The following is a 15,259-nucleotide window of genomic DNA, read 5'->3' on the forward strand; positions in this document are numbered from 1 at the left end:
GGATATATTTCAAGCCTAAACCTTTAAGCTTGAAATATATCGGAGCGACGATTACCCTGTCCGCAAGACAGGAGGATCTACGATGATCGACTGGGACGATGCATTCGACAATTCCAGCTATGTGCCGGGGTCGGACGGGCTGGCCGCCGCCTGGGGCGCGGCAGCGGCGGCCTGGCGCGATAGCCGGGGTGGGACGCTTGACATCTCTTATGGTCCGGGCGCGCGCAACCGGTTGGACCTGTTCCGCCCCGAGGGTGTGGCCAAGGGTCTGGTGGTGTTCGTGCATGGCGGCTATTGGCACAAGCTCGACAAGAGCTTCTGGTCGCATTTCGCCGCCGGACCGCTCAGCCGGGGCTGGGCGCTGGCGGTGCCCTCCTACACGCTGGCACCCGAGGCGCGTCTGGGCCAGATGGTTGAGGAAGTGCGCGCGTCGATCGAAGAGGCGGCGCGTCACGTCGCGGGACCGGTGCGGCTGGCGGGCCATTCCGCCGGTGGCCATCTGGTGGCCCGCATGGCCTGCGCCGACGGGCCGCTGCCCGACCGGCTGGACCGGGTGATCAGCATCAGCGGTATCCACGATCTGCGCCCGCTGCTGGGCACCCGGATGAACGAGGTTCTGCACCTGGACGCGGCCGAGGCCGCGGCCGAAAGCCCCGCGCTGCTGTCACGGCGCGCGGGCCTGTCGGTCACCTGCTGGGTCGGCGCAAATGAGCGGCCCGAACTGGTGCGCCAGACGCGCCTTCTCTCCGAGGCCTGGGACGTGCCAAACGTGTTTGATCCGGGCCATGACCATTTCTCTGTTGTTGCCGAACTGGGCCGACCCGGCTCGGCCCTGCTGACCGAGCTTCTCAAGGATTGACCCGATGTCCCAGGCCTATGACCCCAGCCAGGAAGGCGCCAAGATGTCCTATGCCAAGGACATGAGCTATGGCGATTATCTGCATATGGATGCGCTGCTGGCGACCCATCATCCGCAATCGGATGCCCATGACGAGATGCTGTTCATCATCCAGCACCAGACCAGCGAATTGTGGATGCGGCTGGTGCTGCACGAACTCAGGGCGGCGCGCAATCTGCTGCTGGCGGGCGGCGATTTCCGGCCTGCCTTCAAGATGCTGACGCGGGTGGCGCGCATCTTCGACCAGCTTAATTCCGCCTGGGACGTGCTGCGCACGATGACGCCCAGCGACTATACGACGTTTCGCAATGCGCTTGGCAATTCCTCGGGCTTCCAGTCGCATCAGTACCGGCTGATCGAATTCATGCTGGGCAATCGCAACACCGCGATGATGAAGGTGCATGAGCATCGCCCCGAGCTTCATGCGATGCTGGCGGCGGAACTGGAGCAACCCTCTCTGTATCACGTGGCGCTGCGGGCGCTGGCGGCGAAGACGGGGGCCAGTTTCGCGCCCGAGGTCTACCGGATGGACAACCCGCACAACGCCGATGCGGCGGTGCAGGCGGCCTGGCGGCAGGTCTACGAGGATCCGGCGAAATACTGGGACCTCTACGAGTTGGGCGAGAAACTGGTCGATCTCGAGGATTATTTCCGCCGTTGGCGGTTCAACCATGTCACCACGGTGGAACGGGTCATCGGGTTCAAGCGGGGAACCGGCGGAACCTCGGGCGTTCAATACTTGCGCCGCATGCTCGAGGTCGAACTGTTCCCCGAACTTTGGCATCTGCGCGGCGATCTTTGATCGGTTCCGCGCGAACGGCCTAGGCCCGGACACATCCCCGCCGGGATCCGCATCCGCCTTGCCGTGCGGCTCCTTGCGACGGGGCAAGGCCGGGGGCAAAGCACCGGCCGGTTCCGGGCATGGGTCAAATATGTTTATGAAATAAACGATACTCATGTATGGTCACGGCTAGCTTGGACTGATGCAAGTTGCCTGCGACAGGGACAGCTGTGGCTATTTTGGTTCGACTTTTTTGCGACGCCCCGCTGGGAGTGTGACTGGCTGGCGCGCTGAACACTCATTTCAGGAGGCTGTCATGCCCGAATTTTTCAACTCCGACATCGAAGAAACCCCCGAAGCCCGGCCGGAAGACACTTCCGTGATGAGCGCGATCAGCTCTGGCGACGAAGGAGACGAGGGCAACGAGGACAACGAAGGCAACGAAAATGACGAGGGCAACGAGGGCAATGAAATCTCGGTCTCGACCTATGACGACGATCACAACGAAGGCAACGAAGGAAACGAGGGCAACGAGGGTGTCGCCGGCCAGGAAGACGACGAGGGCAACGAAGGCGATGAGGGCGACGAAGGCAACGAGGGTGACGAGGGCAACGAAGGCGACGAAGACAACGAGGACGACGAGGGGGATGAGAACGACGAGAACGACGAGAACGACGAGCATAACGAAGCCGATGAAGGCAACGAACATGACGAGGGGGACGAGAATTCCTCGCTCATCTCCAACAACACCGACGGACAAATCGACCTCTCCGAAGCTGACGAGGGCAATGAATATGATGAGGGAGATGAGGACAGCACATACTGGGACTTCAACTTTGATGACGAGTACGACCAGGGCATAGATGCAAATATGCATGAGGCCGACGAAGGCGACGAGTTCGACGAGGGCGACGAGAACAACGAAGGCAACGAGAACGACGAAGGTGACGAAAACGACGAAGGCGACGAGGGCAACGAGGGCGACGAAGGAATAATCAATATTGGCCTGGAAGGGGACGAAGGCAACGAGGGCAACGAAGGCGACGAGAACGACGAAGGTGACGAAGGCAACGAGGGTAACGAAGGCGACGAAGGCGACGAGAATAACGAAGCCGACGAGGGCGACGAGTTCGACGAAGGCGATGAAGATGGCGAGTTCTTCGGCAGAGGCCAGGAAGCCGACGAAGGCGACGAAGGCGATGAAGACGACGAGGACGACACGTTTGCTGGCCTTCTTGAGGAAGCTGACGAAGGCAACGAGGGCGACGAGGGCGATGAGGATGACGAAGGCGACGAGGATGACGAGGGAGATGAAGGCGACGAGGGCGACGAGAGTCAGAACGGCGACGAGGGCGATGAGGGCGACGAAGGCGACGAGCTGAACGACGGCGACGAGGGTAACGAGGGCGACGAAGGCAACGAGGGTACCGAAGGTAACGAAGGCAACGAGGGCGACGAGGACAACGAAGGCAACGAGGGCAACGAGGGCAACGAAGGCAACGAGGACAACGAGGGCAACGAGGCCAACGAAGCCGACGAGGACAACGAGGGCAACGAAGAAGACGAAGGCAACGAGGACAACGAAGGCAACGAGGGCAATGAGGACAACGAAGGCAACGAGGCCGACGAGGGCAATGAAGGCAACGAAGGCAACGAAGGCAACGAGGGCGACGAAGGCAACGAGGGCGGCCTGAACGACGAAGGCGACGAAGGCGACGAAAACAACGAAGGCGGCGAAAACGACGAAGGTAACGAAGGCAACGAGCACAACGAAGGCAACGAGGACAACGAAGGAAACGAAGAAGACGAAGGCGACGAAAACGACGAAGGGGACGAAGACAACGAAGACGACGAGGGCGATGAAGATGATGAAGGCGACGAAGGCGATGAGGGCGATGAAATCCTGGAACCCGATCACCCATCCCTGAGGGACGAAGGCGACGAAGGAAACGAAGACGACGAAGGCGACGAGGATGCCGATGCTCTGCTCGATGATGAGGGGGACGAAGGCGATGAGGGGGACGAGGATGACGACGGCAACGAAGGCAACGAAGACGACAACCTCGCCGATTCCGGCAACGAAGACGACGAAGGCGACGAGCTGAACGAGCCCGACAACGGCGACGAAGGCGACGAGCATGACGAAGGAAACGAGCACGACGAAGGCGACGAAGACGACGAGGGAGACGAAGGCGACGAAGGCGACGAGGGGGATGAAGACGACGAAGGCGACGAGAGCGTCTGACCCCAACTGATGCGACTGCGGGGCGGGTGCGATCGTTCTGATCCGGGCCCGCTCACCTGAGCTTTGGATCAGACCGCTGCGGGTGCGCCGGTGGCATCTAATCCGGTCGCGGGATGACTCTCTGGGCCGCCCAAATCAGGTGTAAACCGGATGATCGCAGTGCGCCCCCGCGTGTATCGGCGTTGTCGAAATGTCTGTGGTGTCCCTGCGATTGCACAGCGACAAAACAGCTGGGCCCCGCGCGTCACCCGTTTGCAGATCTTTGGTTCTGTCCAAAACCGACCTTGTGAGTGTGCAGAAACTGTCGTTGCTGGGCATGGACCTGCCCGATCTGCTGTTCTACGCTCGCGCCAAATCACCCAGTGGAACCCTGGTTTCCAGGAGCGAGGTAAACATGAACTATCACAGCCCCGCCAGTTTTGCCGAGGCTTCGGCGCTGGCTGCAAATGCGGACGGTGTCACCCGGTTTCTCGCCGGGGGGACCGATGTTCTGGTGCAGTTGCGCGCCGATATCGTCACCCCGGACACGCTGATCGACATCAAGAAGATCCCCGGCACCCATGACATCACCTGCAACGGGGATGGCAGCTGGACGCTGGGTGCGGCTGTTCCCGGCGCCGAGCTGGGCGAGCATGCGGGGCTGGTCGCCGACTGGCCCGGTGTGGTCGAGGCGATGAACCTGGTGGGATCCACCCAGGTGCAGGGTCGCGCGACGCTGACCGGCAATCTGTGCAACGGTTCGCCGGCCGCCGACTCCGTGCCCGCCATGGTCGCGGCCGCGATGACCGCGACCGTGACCGGCCCCGATGGCGAACGCGTCGTCGCGGTCGAGGATATTCCGACCGGTCCGGGCCGCATCTCGCTGGCCAAGGGCGAACTGGTTTCGGCCCTGCACATTCCGGCACGCGGCGAAAACGCGGGCGATGCCTATCTGCGCTTCATCCCGCGCAGCGAGATGGATATCGCCGTGGTGGGCTGTGCCGTCAACCTGCGCCTGGACGGGGACACCATCACCGAAGCGCGCGTGTCGCTTGGCGCCGTGGCGCCGACCGTTCTGCTGGTCGGGGACGCTGCTGCCGCGATCATCGGCTCCACGCTGGATGAGGCCGCGCTGGACCGTCTGGCGGCCGCCGCCTCGGCCGCCTGCAAGCCGATCGACGACAAGCGCGGCACCATTGCGTTCCGTACCGAGGTTGCCGGCGTGCTGGCCAAACGCGCCGCGCGCATCGCCTATGCCCGGGCCAAGGGCGAAATCATCAAGGGGCATCACGGATGAGCAAGATCCACGTATCCACCACCGTCAACGGCGATGCGGTCGAATATCTCTGCGACCCGCGCGAAACCCTGCTCGATTGCCTGCGCGACAAGCTTAGCCTGACCGGCGCCAAGGAAGGCTGCGGCACCGGCGATTGCGGCGCCTGTTCTGTGACGCTCGACGGGCGGCTGGTCTGCTCCTGCCTGGTGCTGGGGGTCGAGGCCGAGGGCAAGGAGATCGGCACGGTCGAAGGCATCGCCGAGGGCGATGTGCTGCATCCGCTGCAACAGAAGTTCATCGACTATGCCGCGCTGCAATGCGGCATCTGCACCCCCGGCATCCTGGTCGCGGCCAAGGCGCTGCTGGAGCAGAACCCCGACCCGACCGAGGAAGAGGTGCGGTTCTGGCTGGCCGGCAACCTGTGCCGCTGCACCGGCTATGACAAGATCATCCGCGCCGTGATGGACACGGCCCGCGACATGAGGGAGGCGGTATAATGGCGCTCGACGATCGTAAATCCGACGGTTTCACCTTTGTCGGCACCCGTCCGAACCGGCCCGACGGGTTGGACAAGGTCACCGGCCGCGCCCGGTTCGGCGCTGATGCGTCGGCCCCCGGCATGCTGCATGGCGCCATCCTGCGCAGCCCGCACGCCCATGCCCGCATCCTGCGCATCGACACGTCCAAGGCCGAGGCGCTGAAGGATGTGAAGGCCGTGGTCACCCGTGCCGATTTCTCGGACAAGGTGGAGTTTGCGCCGGGGCTGGAGGGTGATTTCTGGAACATCCTCGAAAACGTCATGGCAGGCGACAAGGCGCTCTATGACGGGCATGCGGTGGCCGCGGTTGCGGCAACGTCGGCGCTGGCTGCCCGCGATGCGCTCAAGCTGATCGAGGTGGAATACGAGGTCCTGCCCCATGTGACGGATGTGGACAAGGCGATGCTGATGGACGCCCCGGTGATCCGTCAGGGGGCCGCGGACTATTCCGTGCCTGAGGGGATGCATCCCAACGTGGTGCGCAAACATGAAAGCGGCCATGGCGATGTCGAGGCGGGCTTTGCCGAGGCCGATCTGGTGATCGAGGATCACTTCACCACCGAGGCCACCCACCAGGGCTATATCGAACCGCATGCCTGCCTGGCCACGCTGGGGGCCGATGGCAAGGGCGAGCTGTGGTGCTGCACCCAGGGACACTGGATCGTGCAGAAAACCTGTGCCGCGCTTTTGGGGATCGAGACCGCCAACCTGCGGGTGACCGCCTCGGAAATCGGGGGCGGCTTTGGCGGCAAGACCACCGTGTTCATCGAGCCGGTGGCGCTGGCACTGTCGCGCAAGGCCAACAAGCCGGTGAAACTGGTGATGAGCCGGTCCGAGGTGTTCCGCGCCACCGGACCGACCGCCTCGGCCTCGATGGATATCAAGATCGGCATGAAAAAGGACGGCACGCTGACCGCGGCACAGGGCACGTTCCGCCTGCAGGGCGGCGCCTTTCCCGGTGGTCCGGCGGACTTCACCGCCATGTGTGCCTTTGCCCCCTATAACCTGCCGCATGTGCGCCAGGTGGGCTATGACGTGATGACCAACCGGCCCAAACAGGCGGCCTATCGCGCGCCCGGCTCGCCCATGGCGGCCTTTGCGGTGGAATCGGTGATCGACGAGCTGTGCAATCAACTGGGACTCGACCCGATCGAGGTACGGCTCAAGAATGCCTCGCGCGAGGGGACCAAGGCGAGCTATGGGCCCAGGTTCCAGCGCATCGGCCTGGTCGAAACGCTGGAGGCGGCCAAGGCGCATCCCCATTACACCGCGCCGCTGAAACCGGGGCAGGGGCGGGGCATTTCCTGCGGGTTCTGGTTCAACCATGGTGGCGAGACCTCGGTCTCTCTGGCGCTGAGCGAAGATGGCTCGGCCCAGGTCATGGTGGGCACGCCGGATATCGGCGGCAGCCGCGCCTCGATGGCGCTGATGGCGGCCGAGGTGCTGGGCATCCCCTACGAGAACATCCGGGTGACCATCGCAGACACCGCCACGCTGGGCTATAACGACGTGAGCCATGGCAGCCGGGTGACCTATGCCAGCGGGCTGGCCACCATCAAGGCGGCGCGCCACGCGGTCGAGAAACTGTGTGAGCGGGCGGCGAAGAAATGGGGCATCCCGGTGGATGCGGTGAAATGGGAAAACGGCTGCGCGGTGCCCTCGGGACCGAATGCGGGCGAATTCGACCCGCTGCGGCTGGCCGATATCACCGCCGATATGGGGCGCACGGGCGGGCCGATCTCGGGCCATTTCGAGGCGACACCCGAAGGCGCGGGCGTCAGCTTTGCCACCCATATCGTCGATGCCGAGGTGGACCCCGAGACCGGCAAGACCAAGGTCGTGCGCTATACGGTGGTGCAGGATGCCGGCAAGGCGATCCATCCCACTTATGTCGAAGGACAGTTTCAGGGTGGCGCGGCGCAGGGCATCGGCTGGGCGCTGAACGAGGAATATATCTATGGCGCCGATGGGCGGCTGCAGAACAGCGTCTTCCTCGATTACCGCATCCCGGTGGCCAGCGATCTGCCGATGATCGACACGGTGATCGTCGAGGTGCCCAATCCGGGCCATCCGTTCGGCGTACGCGGGGTCGGCGAAACCTCGATCTGTCCGCCGCTGGCGGCCATTGCCAACGCGGTCTCGGCCGCCGCCGGCGCGCGGATGCGGCAATTGCCGATGTCGCCGCCGCGTATCCTGGCGGCGCTCAAGGCGGATGGTTGAGGTCCATCTCTGGTCCGGCCTGCGGTCGCTGGCCGGGGGCTGCGAGGTTGTCTCGGTCGAGGCCCGCGATACCGGCGAGATGCTGCGCGCCCTTGTGCGCGCGCATCCCGAATTGCAGGCGCCCATCGACGCGGGCGTCTCGGTTGCCATCGACGGGCGGGTGATCGCCTCGGGCCTGACCGAACCGATCCCGGACGGGGCCGAGGTCTATCTGATGCAGCGCCTGCGCGGCGGGTAGGCTCCCGCCCCCCTCGGCGCCCCTTGCGGGACGCCTGCGGGCGTTGGGCCGGGCGCCGCTGCGCGGTGGATCTTTTGCGAGGCGCTGCCTCGCGCTCCGGAGTATTTGCGGCGGAATGAAGGAGTGGGCGCCTGTTCTTTCCTCTTGCTGAAAATATCCCGGGGGAGTCACCGAAGGTGACGGGGGCAGCGCCCCCAGCTACGGGTCAACCGCGCGGGTCGTCGATATCCTGGGCGAACCGGCGCGGCATCAGGCCGGATTGGAACCATGTGACCATCGAGTAGATGGAATAGACCGGCAAACCCGTGCGCCTGCGCAGATCGGCGGCATAGGGCACCATATTGGTGCATTCGAGAACGATGGCGCCCGCGTCGGGTTGCTGCGCCAGGATCTGATCGGCCGCATCCAGCATGTCCTGACGACAGGCGGCGAAGTCGATCTGAGGTGCGTCACCCAGGATGTCGCGGGTAAAGGCACGGCCCGCGTCGGTTCCGTAAACAGGGGTGTCGAGCGGTACCCCCGCTGCGGCCAGATGCGCTGGCGTCAGTGTTGCCTTGGAGATGGTGAGGATCACCGCTTTTCTGCCCGGCGGCAGGAGGGCCTGTACCATCGGCACCTGCATCAGCGAGGATGTTGCCACCGGCACGTCGAGGGCGGCGCGCAACTCGTCCTGAACCAGCGCGAGAAAGCCGCAATTGGTAGTGATCCCGTCCGCGCCGGTGGCCACCAGATCGCGCCCCGCCTCGACAAAGGCGTCGAGCAGTACGCGGGGATCGCCGCGCACCACCTTGTCGGGTGAAGCGCCGCGCACCACCCTGTACTGCACCGGAAAGGGCCAGGTCAGCGCATTGCCCATATCGCCGGGAATGCGGGGAAAGCGGGTTTCCAGCATCAGGATGCCGACCGTGGCACCAAAGACCGTTTTGCCGCCGGATTGTAGGGACATGTTTGCCTCAGAGTTCGGGGACATAGAGTTGGGCATAGGCATCGCGCACCGCCTGGGTCGCCCCTTCGCGGCGGCGTTCGATATGGGCGCGCATCTCGGCCATGGCGCCCTCGGCATCATTGCGGGCCACCGCGTCGAGGATGCGCTGATGCGCCGAAACCATGGTCTGGCCCTGCGGCCCCAGCGCTTGCAGGCGGCGCAGGTCGATCAGGCGCAGATAGCGGATGCGGTCGTTGAGATTGTCGAGCATGCGCGCCAATTCGCCATTGCCCGACAGCGCGCAGAGCCGTGTGTGAAACCACTCATCCATGCTGAGCAGCGTTTCAGTATCGGCGCGCGCGGTATAGTCGGGCGCGATATCCTCTAGGTCCTGCATCAGGATGGCGATCTCGCGCTCGTCGCCGCGCAGGGCGGCGAGCCGCGCTGCCTCGACCTCGACCGCGACGCGGGCCTCGTAGAGATCCATCACCAGTTCCGGCGAAAGCGAGCGGCAGAAGAAACCGCGCCCCGAACGGAAGGTCAGGAAACCTTCGGCCACCAGCCGGTTCAGTGCCTCGCGGATCGGGGTGCGCGAGGCGTCGAGTTGGGTTGCCAGCGCGCTTTCGTTGATGCGGGCGTCGGGCTTGAAGGCGAAATCCGCCGCCATGCGGCGGAGCGCCTCGTAAAGCCGGTCAACATTGCTTTCTGATTTGGTCATTCGGCGCCTCGATTTCGGGGAAACAATATCGCGGGGTTGACTTGTGCGCAAGATGTGATGCAGAGCTGTATACAATTATGAACGCAAATTCTGTGAGGGCGAGTCGCATGGACAACCGGATGAATGGCGCCGAGGCGATGGTGCGCATGCTCGAGGCGCAGGGGGTGCGGCATATCTTTGGTCTCTGCGGCGATACCACCTTGCCGTTTTATGATGCGATGCTGCGGCTTGATCACCAGATCACCCATGTGCTGACCCGTGACGAGCGCTGTGCCACCTATATGGCCGATGGCTATTCCCGCGTGACGGGGCGCGTCGGTGTGGCCGAGGGGCCGTCGGGCGGTGGCGCCACCTATATCCTGCCGGGGCTGATCGAGGCCTCGGAAAGCTCGTATGCGGTGTTGGGGATCACTACCGATATCTCGGTCGCCTCTTACGGAAGATACCCGCTGACCGAGGTGGACCAAAAGGCGCTGATGGCGCCCCTGACCAAGTGGAACACGGTGATCAGCCGCGCCGATCATATTCCGCGCATGGTGCGGGCGGCGTTTCGCGCGATGACCACCGGGCGGTCGGGCGCGGCGCATATCGGCCTGCCCTATGACGTGCAATACGACCCGGTCGATGCCGCCGATATCTGGGCCGATCCGGCAACCGCCAGCTATCCCGCCTATCCGCAGACACCCGCGCCCGGCGCGGCCGAAGCGGCGGTTGAGGCGATCCTGTCGGCGAAAAACCCGCTCATCGTCTGTGGTGGCGGCGTGGTGATCGCGCAAGCCTGGGAGGAGCTGGACCGGCTGGCAACCCGGCTCGACATTCCGGTGGCCACCTCGATCTCGGGGCAGGGATCGTTGGCCGAGACCCATCCCAACTGTCTGGGCGTCGTGGGGTCGAACGGTGGCACCGACGAGACATGGGAGATGATGGAGGCAGCCGATCTGGTGGTGTTCATGGGCTGCCGGGCGGGGTCCACCACAACGGCGCGGTGGGAGGCACCGAAACCGGGCACCCGGATCGTGCATTTCGACAATGACCCGATGGTGATGAACGCCAATTACCGGACCGAGGTCGCGGTGGTCGGCGACCTGCGGCTGGCGCTGGCCGAGGTGAACGCGGTGCTGGACGCGCGCACACAGGGGGCCGATACCTTTGGTGGCGCTGCGGCGATTGCAGACAGGAAACGGCGCAAGTTCGAGGCGTTCGAGGTGCTGGCCCGCTCGGATCAGGCGCCGATCCGGCCCGAACGGGTGATCCGCGCGCTGATGAACACGCTGCCCGAGGATGCAACCGTGGTGTCCGATCCCGGCACCAGCTGCCCCTATTTCTCGGCCTATTACCAGCTGCCGCGCCCGGGGCGGCATTTCATCACCAACCGCGCGCATGGGGCACTGGGGTATTCGCTGTCGGCCTCTTTGGGTGCCTGGTACGGGCGGCCCGCGTCCAAGACCGTGGCGCTGATGGGTGACGGGTCGTTCGGGTTCACGGTGGGCGAGCTGGAGACCGTCTGCCGGTCGCGGGCGCCGATCACCTATGTGGTGTTTTCCAATGCGACTTTCGGCTGGATCAAGGCCAGCCAGTTCGCGGACAAGGACGCGCGCTATTACAACGTCGACTTCAACCGCACCGACAACGCGGCCATCGCGGCGGCCTATGGGTTGAAATCCTGGCGGGTCGAGGACCCAGCCGATCTGGAGCGGGTGCTGGCCGAGGCGATTGCCCATGACGGGCCGACGCTGGTTGACGTGATCACCCAGCCGCTGGAAGAAAGCAACGCCCCCGTCCGCCGCTGGATGGGATGAGTGCTTTGACCGAAAGGCGTTTGGGGCGCCTTTCGTCTAGCAAATACGGAGCGTGGAAAGCTGTGATCCCTACTCTGGCGTTATCAGCTTGGCCAATTCTGCGCGATCCTTGTCGGTCCACAAGGACGGATCCTCGCCATGTGCGATGACCGCGTGAAGCTCCATGAGTTTCCAGACCTCGTCTTCGGTTTGGGCAACAACCTTGCCGGGGCAGGATTCCATGCCGGGATAGTCCTTGCAGGCGTAAGAAAATGACGTTGGCATCGCGTGCTCCTTTCGCAGGTTTTGGGAAATGTCAGAATTTCTCGAAAGCCGGCGCGTCGGCGGGCAGGGTGATCCATGGTTGCTTGTGCGAGACAAACACATGGTTTTGCGGCGCTACGATTGATGGATCGTCAAGTGTCACCGCAGCAAACCAGGCGTCTTGCGACCAGTTCTGGCCCTCTACCTCGGAGTCGGCGGCATAGGTCAGGGTGGTGCCGCAATCGCCGCAGAAGCCACGCCTGACGCCTGGGGTTTTCTCGCATTGCTTGATCTGGCCTTTGGTGACCGAGAATTCTTTTGCGGGAACCTTGGCCCATGTCGCAAAGGCGCCACCTAGGGCCATCTGGCACGACCGGCAGTGGCAATGGGCGGAAAACTCTGGGACGCGGTCGATCCGGTATCTTATGGCGCCGCAGTAACATCCGCCTTCGTGACAGGTTGAACTGACCATCATCTGAAGCCTCCTTTGCCGGGCAGGTTAGGCAAGTTTGTCTTTCACTATTTGTCGACGAACCATCTTTGGATTTGATAAATCTTGAGTGAAATCGCGGTTCGTGCAACATAATTAATTTGGCAGTATATTAGAAAAACTTACAAATGGATTGGATGAAGCTTCCCTCTCTGAACGGATTGCGTGCCTTTTCGGCAGTGGCTGCGGCGGGTAGTTTTACGCTTGCCGCCGAGCGGCTGAATGTCACTCATGCCGCTGTCAGCCAGCAGGTACGGCTGCTTGAGGACCGGTTGGGAACACCGCTGGTCAACAGGGTCGGTCGCGGGATCGAACTGACAGAGGAAGGCGCGGCGCTGGCCCGGGATCTGGAAATCGGGTTTGCCACCATCGGGCGTGGTGTCGAGCGTCTGACCGACGGATTGTCCAACCGGCCAGTCCAAGTCACCATGTCGCCTGCTTTTGCGGTTGAATGGCTGTTACCGCGCATGGCCGCGTTTCAACAGGCCAACCCCGACATCACGTTGATGCTGAACCCGACCGCTGATCTTGTCGAACTCAAGCCCGGTGGCGTTGATGTTGCGATCAGGTACCGGGACAAGCGTCGCCCCGTTGGCGATATCGAGCCGTTGTTGCTGTCTGACATGGTTCTGATAGGCGCCCCCGAATTGGTTGCGGGAAGAAAACTGTCACACGCCGCCGACCTGATGGACCTGCCTTGGCTACAAGAACTGGGAACCAACGAGGCTGCCGAGTGGCTGACCTATCATGGTGTGGTTCCTGATCGTTCGCTTGTGGTCCACCAGATGCCGGGCAACCTAATCATGAGCGCGGTAAGGCGAGGGGATGGCATCACCTTTACCAGTCGAGCGTTCTTTCAAAAGGATATCGAGGCTGGACGTATGGTCGAGCTGTTTTCAGAGAAACTGTTCGGTGGCTACTACATCGAAACGCGGCCAGGCGTCCTGCGTCCAGCGGTCAAGACCTTCGTGAATTGGCTGAAATCGCAGGCCGAAGTGGTGACGGCCTGATCGATGTCAGATTCTGCGGGCGCTGCCCGAAACGCGGACGCCTTGGCCGGGGGTGTCGCCGATCTCGACCCTGAGCAGCGAGCGGGCGCCCATATCCTCGCCCTGCACGATGTCGATCATGCCGCCATGCGGCCAGCCGATATCGCGCAGATACCCCGCCAACGCGGCGGCGGCGGCACCGGTTGCCGGATCCTCCAGCACACCGCCGATGGCAAAGGCGTTGCGGCTGTGAAACCGCTGCGGGGTCTCGATCCAGAGCAGGTTGATCGTGGTGAACCCGTTCAGCCGCATATAGGCGGCGCCCCGGTTCAGATCGTACTCCATCGTTGCCAGCCGGGACCGGTTGCGCAAGGCCAGCACAAGGTGGTCGTTGCCCGCATTGGCCACGGCGACGGGCAGGGTCGGGTCCAGGTCGCTTTCTTCGAGACCGAAGAGCGCCAAGGCGGCCTCCAGAACTTCCAGGTCCACCGCGCCGCTGCGGGTGGGGGGCGAGATCAGCGCGGCCTGCACACGGTCGCCATGGCGCTGCCCCTCGACCGAGATACCGGCATCGTTGAGCTGCAGGGCATAGGTGCCGTCGCCAAACCGACCGGCAAGCGTCGCCCCCAATGCGATGGTGGCATGGCCGCAGAAAGCGACCTCGCCCACCGGTGCGAAATAGCGCACCCGCCAGCCCGCGCCCTCTGGCGCGGCAAAGGCGGTCTCGGAATAGCCGACCTCGGCCGCGATGCGCTGCATCTCGTCTTCGGCGGGCATCTGGTCGGCGATCACCACGCCGGCCGGGTTGCCGCCTAGGGCACCGTCAGAAAAGGCGGCGATCCGGTCCACATGTGCTGTCATCTCAAATCCTCCTGTGGGAGAGGGTCCCGCCAGAGCGGGACCCTGGTCCTTAGTTAATGCGTGCCAGAAAATCTTTCATCTCGACGGCGATTTCGGTCCCGTATTCCTCGAGCGCGAAATGCCCGGTATCGAGGATGTGGAATTCCAGATCGGTCAGATCGTCCTTGTAGGGATGCGCGCCCGCCTCGGGAAAGATCACGTCGTTCTTGCCCCACATCAGCAGCGCGGGCGGCTGATGCTCGCGAAACAGCGCCTGCCATTTCGGGTATTCGGCGAGGTTGGTGCCGTAATCAAGGAACATCTCCAATTGCACTTCCTGATTGCCCGGACGGTCGAGCAGGTATTGCACGTGCCAGAAATTGTCCGGGCTAATCGCGTCGGGGTTCTGGGTGCCATGGGTGAACTGCCATTTGGTGGCATCCAGCGTCAGAAAGGCGCGCAGCGCATCGCCATTGGCGACCGAGGGGTCGGCCCAATAGGCCTTCATCGGGTCCCAGAATTCGCGCAGGCCCTCTTCATAGGCATTGCCGTTCTGGATGATGAAACCGGTGACCCGCTCGGGGTCTTCGGCGAACATGCGATAGCCCACCGGTGCGCCGTAATCCATCAGATAGACGGCATAGTCATCCACGCCCTTGGCATCCAGGAGCTGGGTCATCAGTTGCGCGGTGCCGGCAAAGCTGTAGTCATACTCCGCCGCATCCGGCATCTCCGAGGCGCCGAAACCGGGATAATCGGGCGCGATCACGTGATACTCGGCGGCCAATTCCGGGATCAGGTTGCGGAACATATGCGACGAGGTCGGAAAGCCATGCAGAAGCAGCACGGTCGGATTGGCCGGCTCGCCCGCCTCGCGATACGCGATCTTGAGCCCCTCCAGCGTCTCGGCGCGGAAATGCGTCTGGACGGGCTCGGCGGCAAGCAGGCTGGAGGGCAGGATGTAGAACCCCAGCGTCATGACCCCGGCGGAGAACAGCGACCCCGCGGTGATGGTGGCAGCGGTATTGAGCAATGTGCGAAGCATGTCGAAAGCTCCCTTTGACAATGAGTTGGGTTTTG

At 63.4% G+C, this 15,259-nt stretch carries 15 protein-coding genes; 9 read left to right on the top strand and 6 right to left on the bottom strand.

The genetic code is table 11. The annotated features are described in order from the left end of the window. Nucleotides 1-82 precede the first annotated feature (82 nt). The 7 genes from AC2FLM_RS07145 to AC2FLM_RS07175 all read left to right on the top strand — a co-directional run bounded on the left by AC2FLM_RS07145 (nucleotide 83) and on the right by AC2FLM_RS07175 (nucleotide 8,175). Nucleotides 83-859: a hormone-sensitive lipase gene (locus AC2FLM_RS07145; RefSeq protein WP_496856831.1), complete on the top strand. Its 777-nt coding sequence runs from the start codon at nucleotides 83-85 to the stop codon at nucleotides 857-859. Nucleotides 860-863: 4 nt separating this feature from the next. Further along, nucleotides 864-1,700: a tryptophan 2,3-dioxygenase gene (kynA, locus tag AC2FLM_RS07150; RefSeq protein WP_496856833.1), complete on the top strand. Its 837-nt coding sequence runs from the start codon at nucleotides 864-866 to the stop codon at nucleotides 1,698-1,700. 295 nt (nucleotides 1,701-1,995) lie between these two features. Continuing rightward, on the top strand, nucleotides 1,996-3,924 hold the full coding sequence (locus AC2FLM_RS07155; RefSeq protein ID WP_496856835.1) for a hypothetical protein: 1,929 nt from the start codon (nucleotides 1,996-1,998) through the stop codon (nucleotides 3,922-3,924). Nucleotides 3,925-4,318: 394 nt separating this feature from the next. Beyond that, nucleotides 4,319-5,200: an FAD binding domain-containing protein gene (locus tag AC2FLM_RS07160; protein ID WP_496856837.1), complete on the top strand. Its 882-nt coding sequence runs from the start codon at nucleotides 4,319-4,321 to the stop codon at nucleotides 5,198-5,200. Then, nucleotides 5,197-5,676 (top strand): (2Fe-2S)-binding protein, encoded by a 480-nt coding sequence (locus AC2FLM_RS07165; protein ID WP_011242190.1) that lies wholly within the window; start codon nucleotides 5,197-5,199, stop codon nucleotides 5,674-5,676. The genes AC2FLM_RS07160 and AC2FLM_RS07165 overlap by 4 nt, the downstream gene beginning before the upstream one ends. Continuing rightward, entirely contained in the window at nucleotides 5,676-7,937 is a 2,262-nt protein-coding gene (locus AC2FLM_RS07170) for a xanthine dehydrogenase family protein molybdopterin-binding subunit (protein ID WP_496856839.1), read from the top strand. Before AC2FLM_RS07165 ends, AC2FLM_RS07170 begins: the two co-directional genes overlap by 1 nt. Beyond that, nucleotides 7,930-8,175, top strand: a complete 246-nt coding sequence (locus tag AC2FLM_RS07175) for a MoaD/ThiS family protein (protein ID WP_234140314.1) — start codon at nucleotides 7,930-7,932, stop codon at nucleotides 8,173-8,175. The genes AC2FLM_RS07170 and AC2FLM_RS07175 overlap by 8 nt, the downstream gene beginning before the upstream one ends. Nucleotides 8,176-8,380: 205 nt before the next feature. Here AC2FLM_RS07175 and AC2FLM_RS07180 read toward each other — a convergent pair whose 3' ends face one another. Together AC2FLM_RS07180 and AC2FLM_RS07185 are read right to left on the bottom strand one after the other, a co-directional pair. Then, the gene (locus tag AC2FLM_RS07180) at nucleotides 8,381-9,121 is read right to left on the bottom strand and encodes an aspartate/glutamate racemase family protein (RefSeq protein WP_234221026.1); all 741 of its coding nucleotides are present in this window, start codon (nucleotides 9,119-9,121) and stop codon (nucleotides 8,381-8,383) included. 7 nt (nucleotides 9,122-9,128) lie between these two features. Continuing rightward, the gene (locus tag AC2FLM_RS07185) at nucleotides 9,129-9,818 is read right to left on the bottom strand and encodes a GntR family transcriptional regulator (RefSeq protein WP_496856842.1); all 690 of its coding nucleotides are present in this window, start codon (nucleotides 9,816-9,818) and stop codon (nucleotides 9,129-9,131) included. Nucleotides 9,819-9,925: 107 nt separating this feature from the next. Here AC2FLM_RS07185 and AC2FLM_RS07190 point away from each other — a divergent pair, with 107 nt between their 5' ends. Next, the gene (locus AC2FLM_RS07190) at nucleotides 9,926-11,617 is read left to right on the top strand and encodes a thiamine pyrophosphate-binding protein (RefSeq protein WP_496856844.1); all 1,692 of its coding nucleotides are present in this window, start codon (nucleotides 9,926-9,928) and stop codon (nucleotides 11,615-11,617) included. Nucleotides 11,618-11,686: 69 nt separating this feature from the next. On the opposite strand, the gene AC2FLM_RS07195 is transcribed toward AC2FLM_RS07190, so the two are convergent. Both AC2FLM_RS07195 and AC2FLM_RS07200 read right to left on the bottom strand, forming a co-directional pair. Then, on the bottom strand, nucleotides 11,687-11,881 hold the full coding sequence (locus AC2FLM_RS07195; RefSeq protein WP_496856846.1) for a DUF1059 domain-containing protein: 195 nt from the start codon (nucleotides 11,879-11,881) through the stop codon (nucleotides 11,687-11,689). Between the two features lie 31 nt (nucleotides 11,882-11,912). Beyond that, nucleotides 11,913-12,335, bottom strand: coding sequence for a GFA family protein (locus AC2FLM_RS07200; RefSeq protein ID WP_496856848.1), 423 nt, complete (start codon nucleotides 12,333-12,335; stop codon nucleotides 11,913-11,915). A gap of 143 nt (nucleotides 12,336-12,478) precedes the next feature. On the opposite strand from AC2FLM_RS07200, the gene AC2FLM_RS07205 reads away from it, so the two are divergent. Continuing rightward, complete coding sequence (locus AC2FLM_RS07205) at nucleotides 12,479-13,360, top strand: LysR family transcriptional regulator (RefSeq protein WP_496856850.1); 882 nt, start codon at nucleotides 12,479-12,481, stop codon at nucleotides 13,358-13,360. Between the two features lie 6 nt (nucleotides 13,361-13,366). Here the strand turns inward: AC2FLM_RS07205 and AC2FLM_RS07210 are convergent, their stop codons facing one another. Next, a complete protein-coding gene (locus AC2FLM_RS07210) occupies nucleotides 13,367-14,200 on the bottom strand; it encodes a PhzF family phenazine biosynthesis protein (protein WP_496856852.1) in 834 nt (277 codons plus the stop codon). A 49-nt stretch (nucleotides 14,201-14,249) separates the two neighbouring features. Continuing rightward, a complete protein-coding gene (locus AC2FLM_RS07215) occupies nucleotides 14,250-15,224 on the bottom strand; it encodes an alpha/beta fold hydrolase (protein ID WP_496856854.1) in 975 nt (324 codons plus the stop codon). Nucleotides 15,225-15,259: the final 35 nt, after the last annotated feature.

Source organism: Ruegeria sp. SAZD011, from assembly GCF_059612545.1.

What these genes read in the sequence shown, in the direction of transcription:
- AC2FLM_RS07145 (WP_496856831.1), top strand. Translation starts at nt 83, where the DNA reads ATGATCGACTGGGACGATGCATTCGACAATTCCAGCTATGTGCCGGGG.
- kynA (WP_496856833.1), top strand. Translation starts at nt 864, where the DNA reads ATGTCCCAGGCCTATGACCCCAGCCAGGAAGGCGCCAAGATGTCCTAT.
- AC2FLM_RS07155 (WP_496856835.1), top strand. Translation starts at nt 1,996, where the DNA reads ATGCCCGAATTTTTCAACTCCGACATCGAAGAAACCCCCGAAGCCCGG.
- AC2FLM_RS07160 (WP_496856837.1), top strand. Translation starts at nt 4,319, where the DNA reads ATGAACTATCACAGCCCCGCCAGTTTTGCCGAGGCTTCGGCGCTGGCT.
- AC2FLM_RS07165 (WP_011242190.1), top strand. Translation starts at nt 5,197, where the DNA reads ATGAGCAAGATCCACGTATCCACCACCGTCAACGGCGATGCGGTCGAA.
- AC2FLM_RS07170 (WP_496856839.1), top strand. Translation starts at nt 5,676, where the DNA reads ATGGCGCTCGACGATCGTAAATCCGACGGTTTCACCTTTGTCGGCACC.
- AC2FLM_RS07175 (WP_234140314.1), top strand. Translation starts at nt 7,930, where the DNA reads ATGGTTGAGGTCCATCTCTGGTCCGGCCTGCGGTCGCTGGCCGGGGGC.
- AC2FLM_RS07180 (WP_234221026.1), bottom strand. Translation starts at nt 9,121, where the DNA reads ATGTCCCTACAATCCGGCGGCAAAACGGTCTTTGGTGCCACGGTCGGC.
- AC2FLM_RS07185 (WP_496856842.1), bottom strand. Translation starts at nt 9,818, where the DNA reads ATGACCAAATCAGAAAGCAATGTTGACCGGCTTTACGAGGCGCTCCGC.
- AC2FLM_RS07190 (WP_496856844.1), top strand. Translation starts at nt 9,926, where the DNA reads ATGGACAACCGGATGAATGGCGCCGAGGCGATGGTGCGCATGCTCGAG.
- AC2FLM_RS07195 (WP_496856846.1), bottom strand. Translation starts at nt 11,881, where the DNA reads ATGCCAACGTCATTTTCTTACGCCTGCAAGGACTATCCCGGCATGGAA.
- AC2FLM_RS07200 (WP_496856848.1), bottom strand. Translation starts at nt 12,335, where the DNA reads ATGATGGTCAGTTCAACCTGTCACGAAGGCGGATGTTACTGCGGCGCC.
- AC2FLM_RS07205 (WP_496856850.1), top strand. Translation starts at nt 12,479, where the DNA reads ATGGATTGGATGAAGCTTCCCTCTCTGAACGGATTGCGTGCCTTTTCG.
- AC2FLM_RS07210 (WP_496856852.1), bottom strand. Translation starts at nt 14,200, where the DNA reads ATGACAGCACATGTGGACCGGATCGCCGCCTTTTCTGACGGTGCCCTA.
- AC2FLM_RS07215 (WP_496856854.1), bottom strand. Translation starts at nt 15,224, where the DNA reads ATGCTTCGCACATTGCTCAATACCGCTGCCACCATCACCGCGGGGTCG.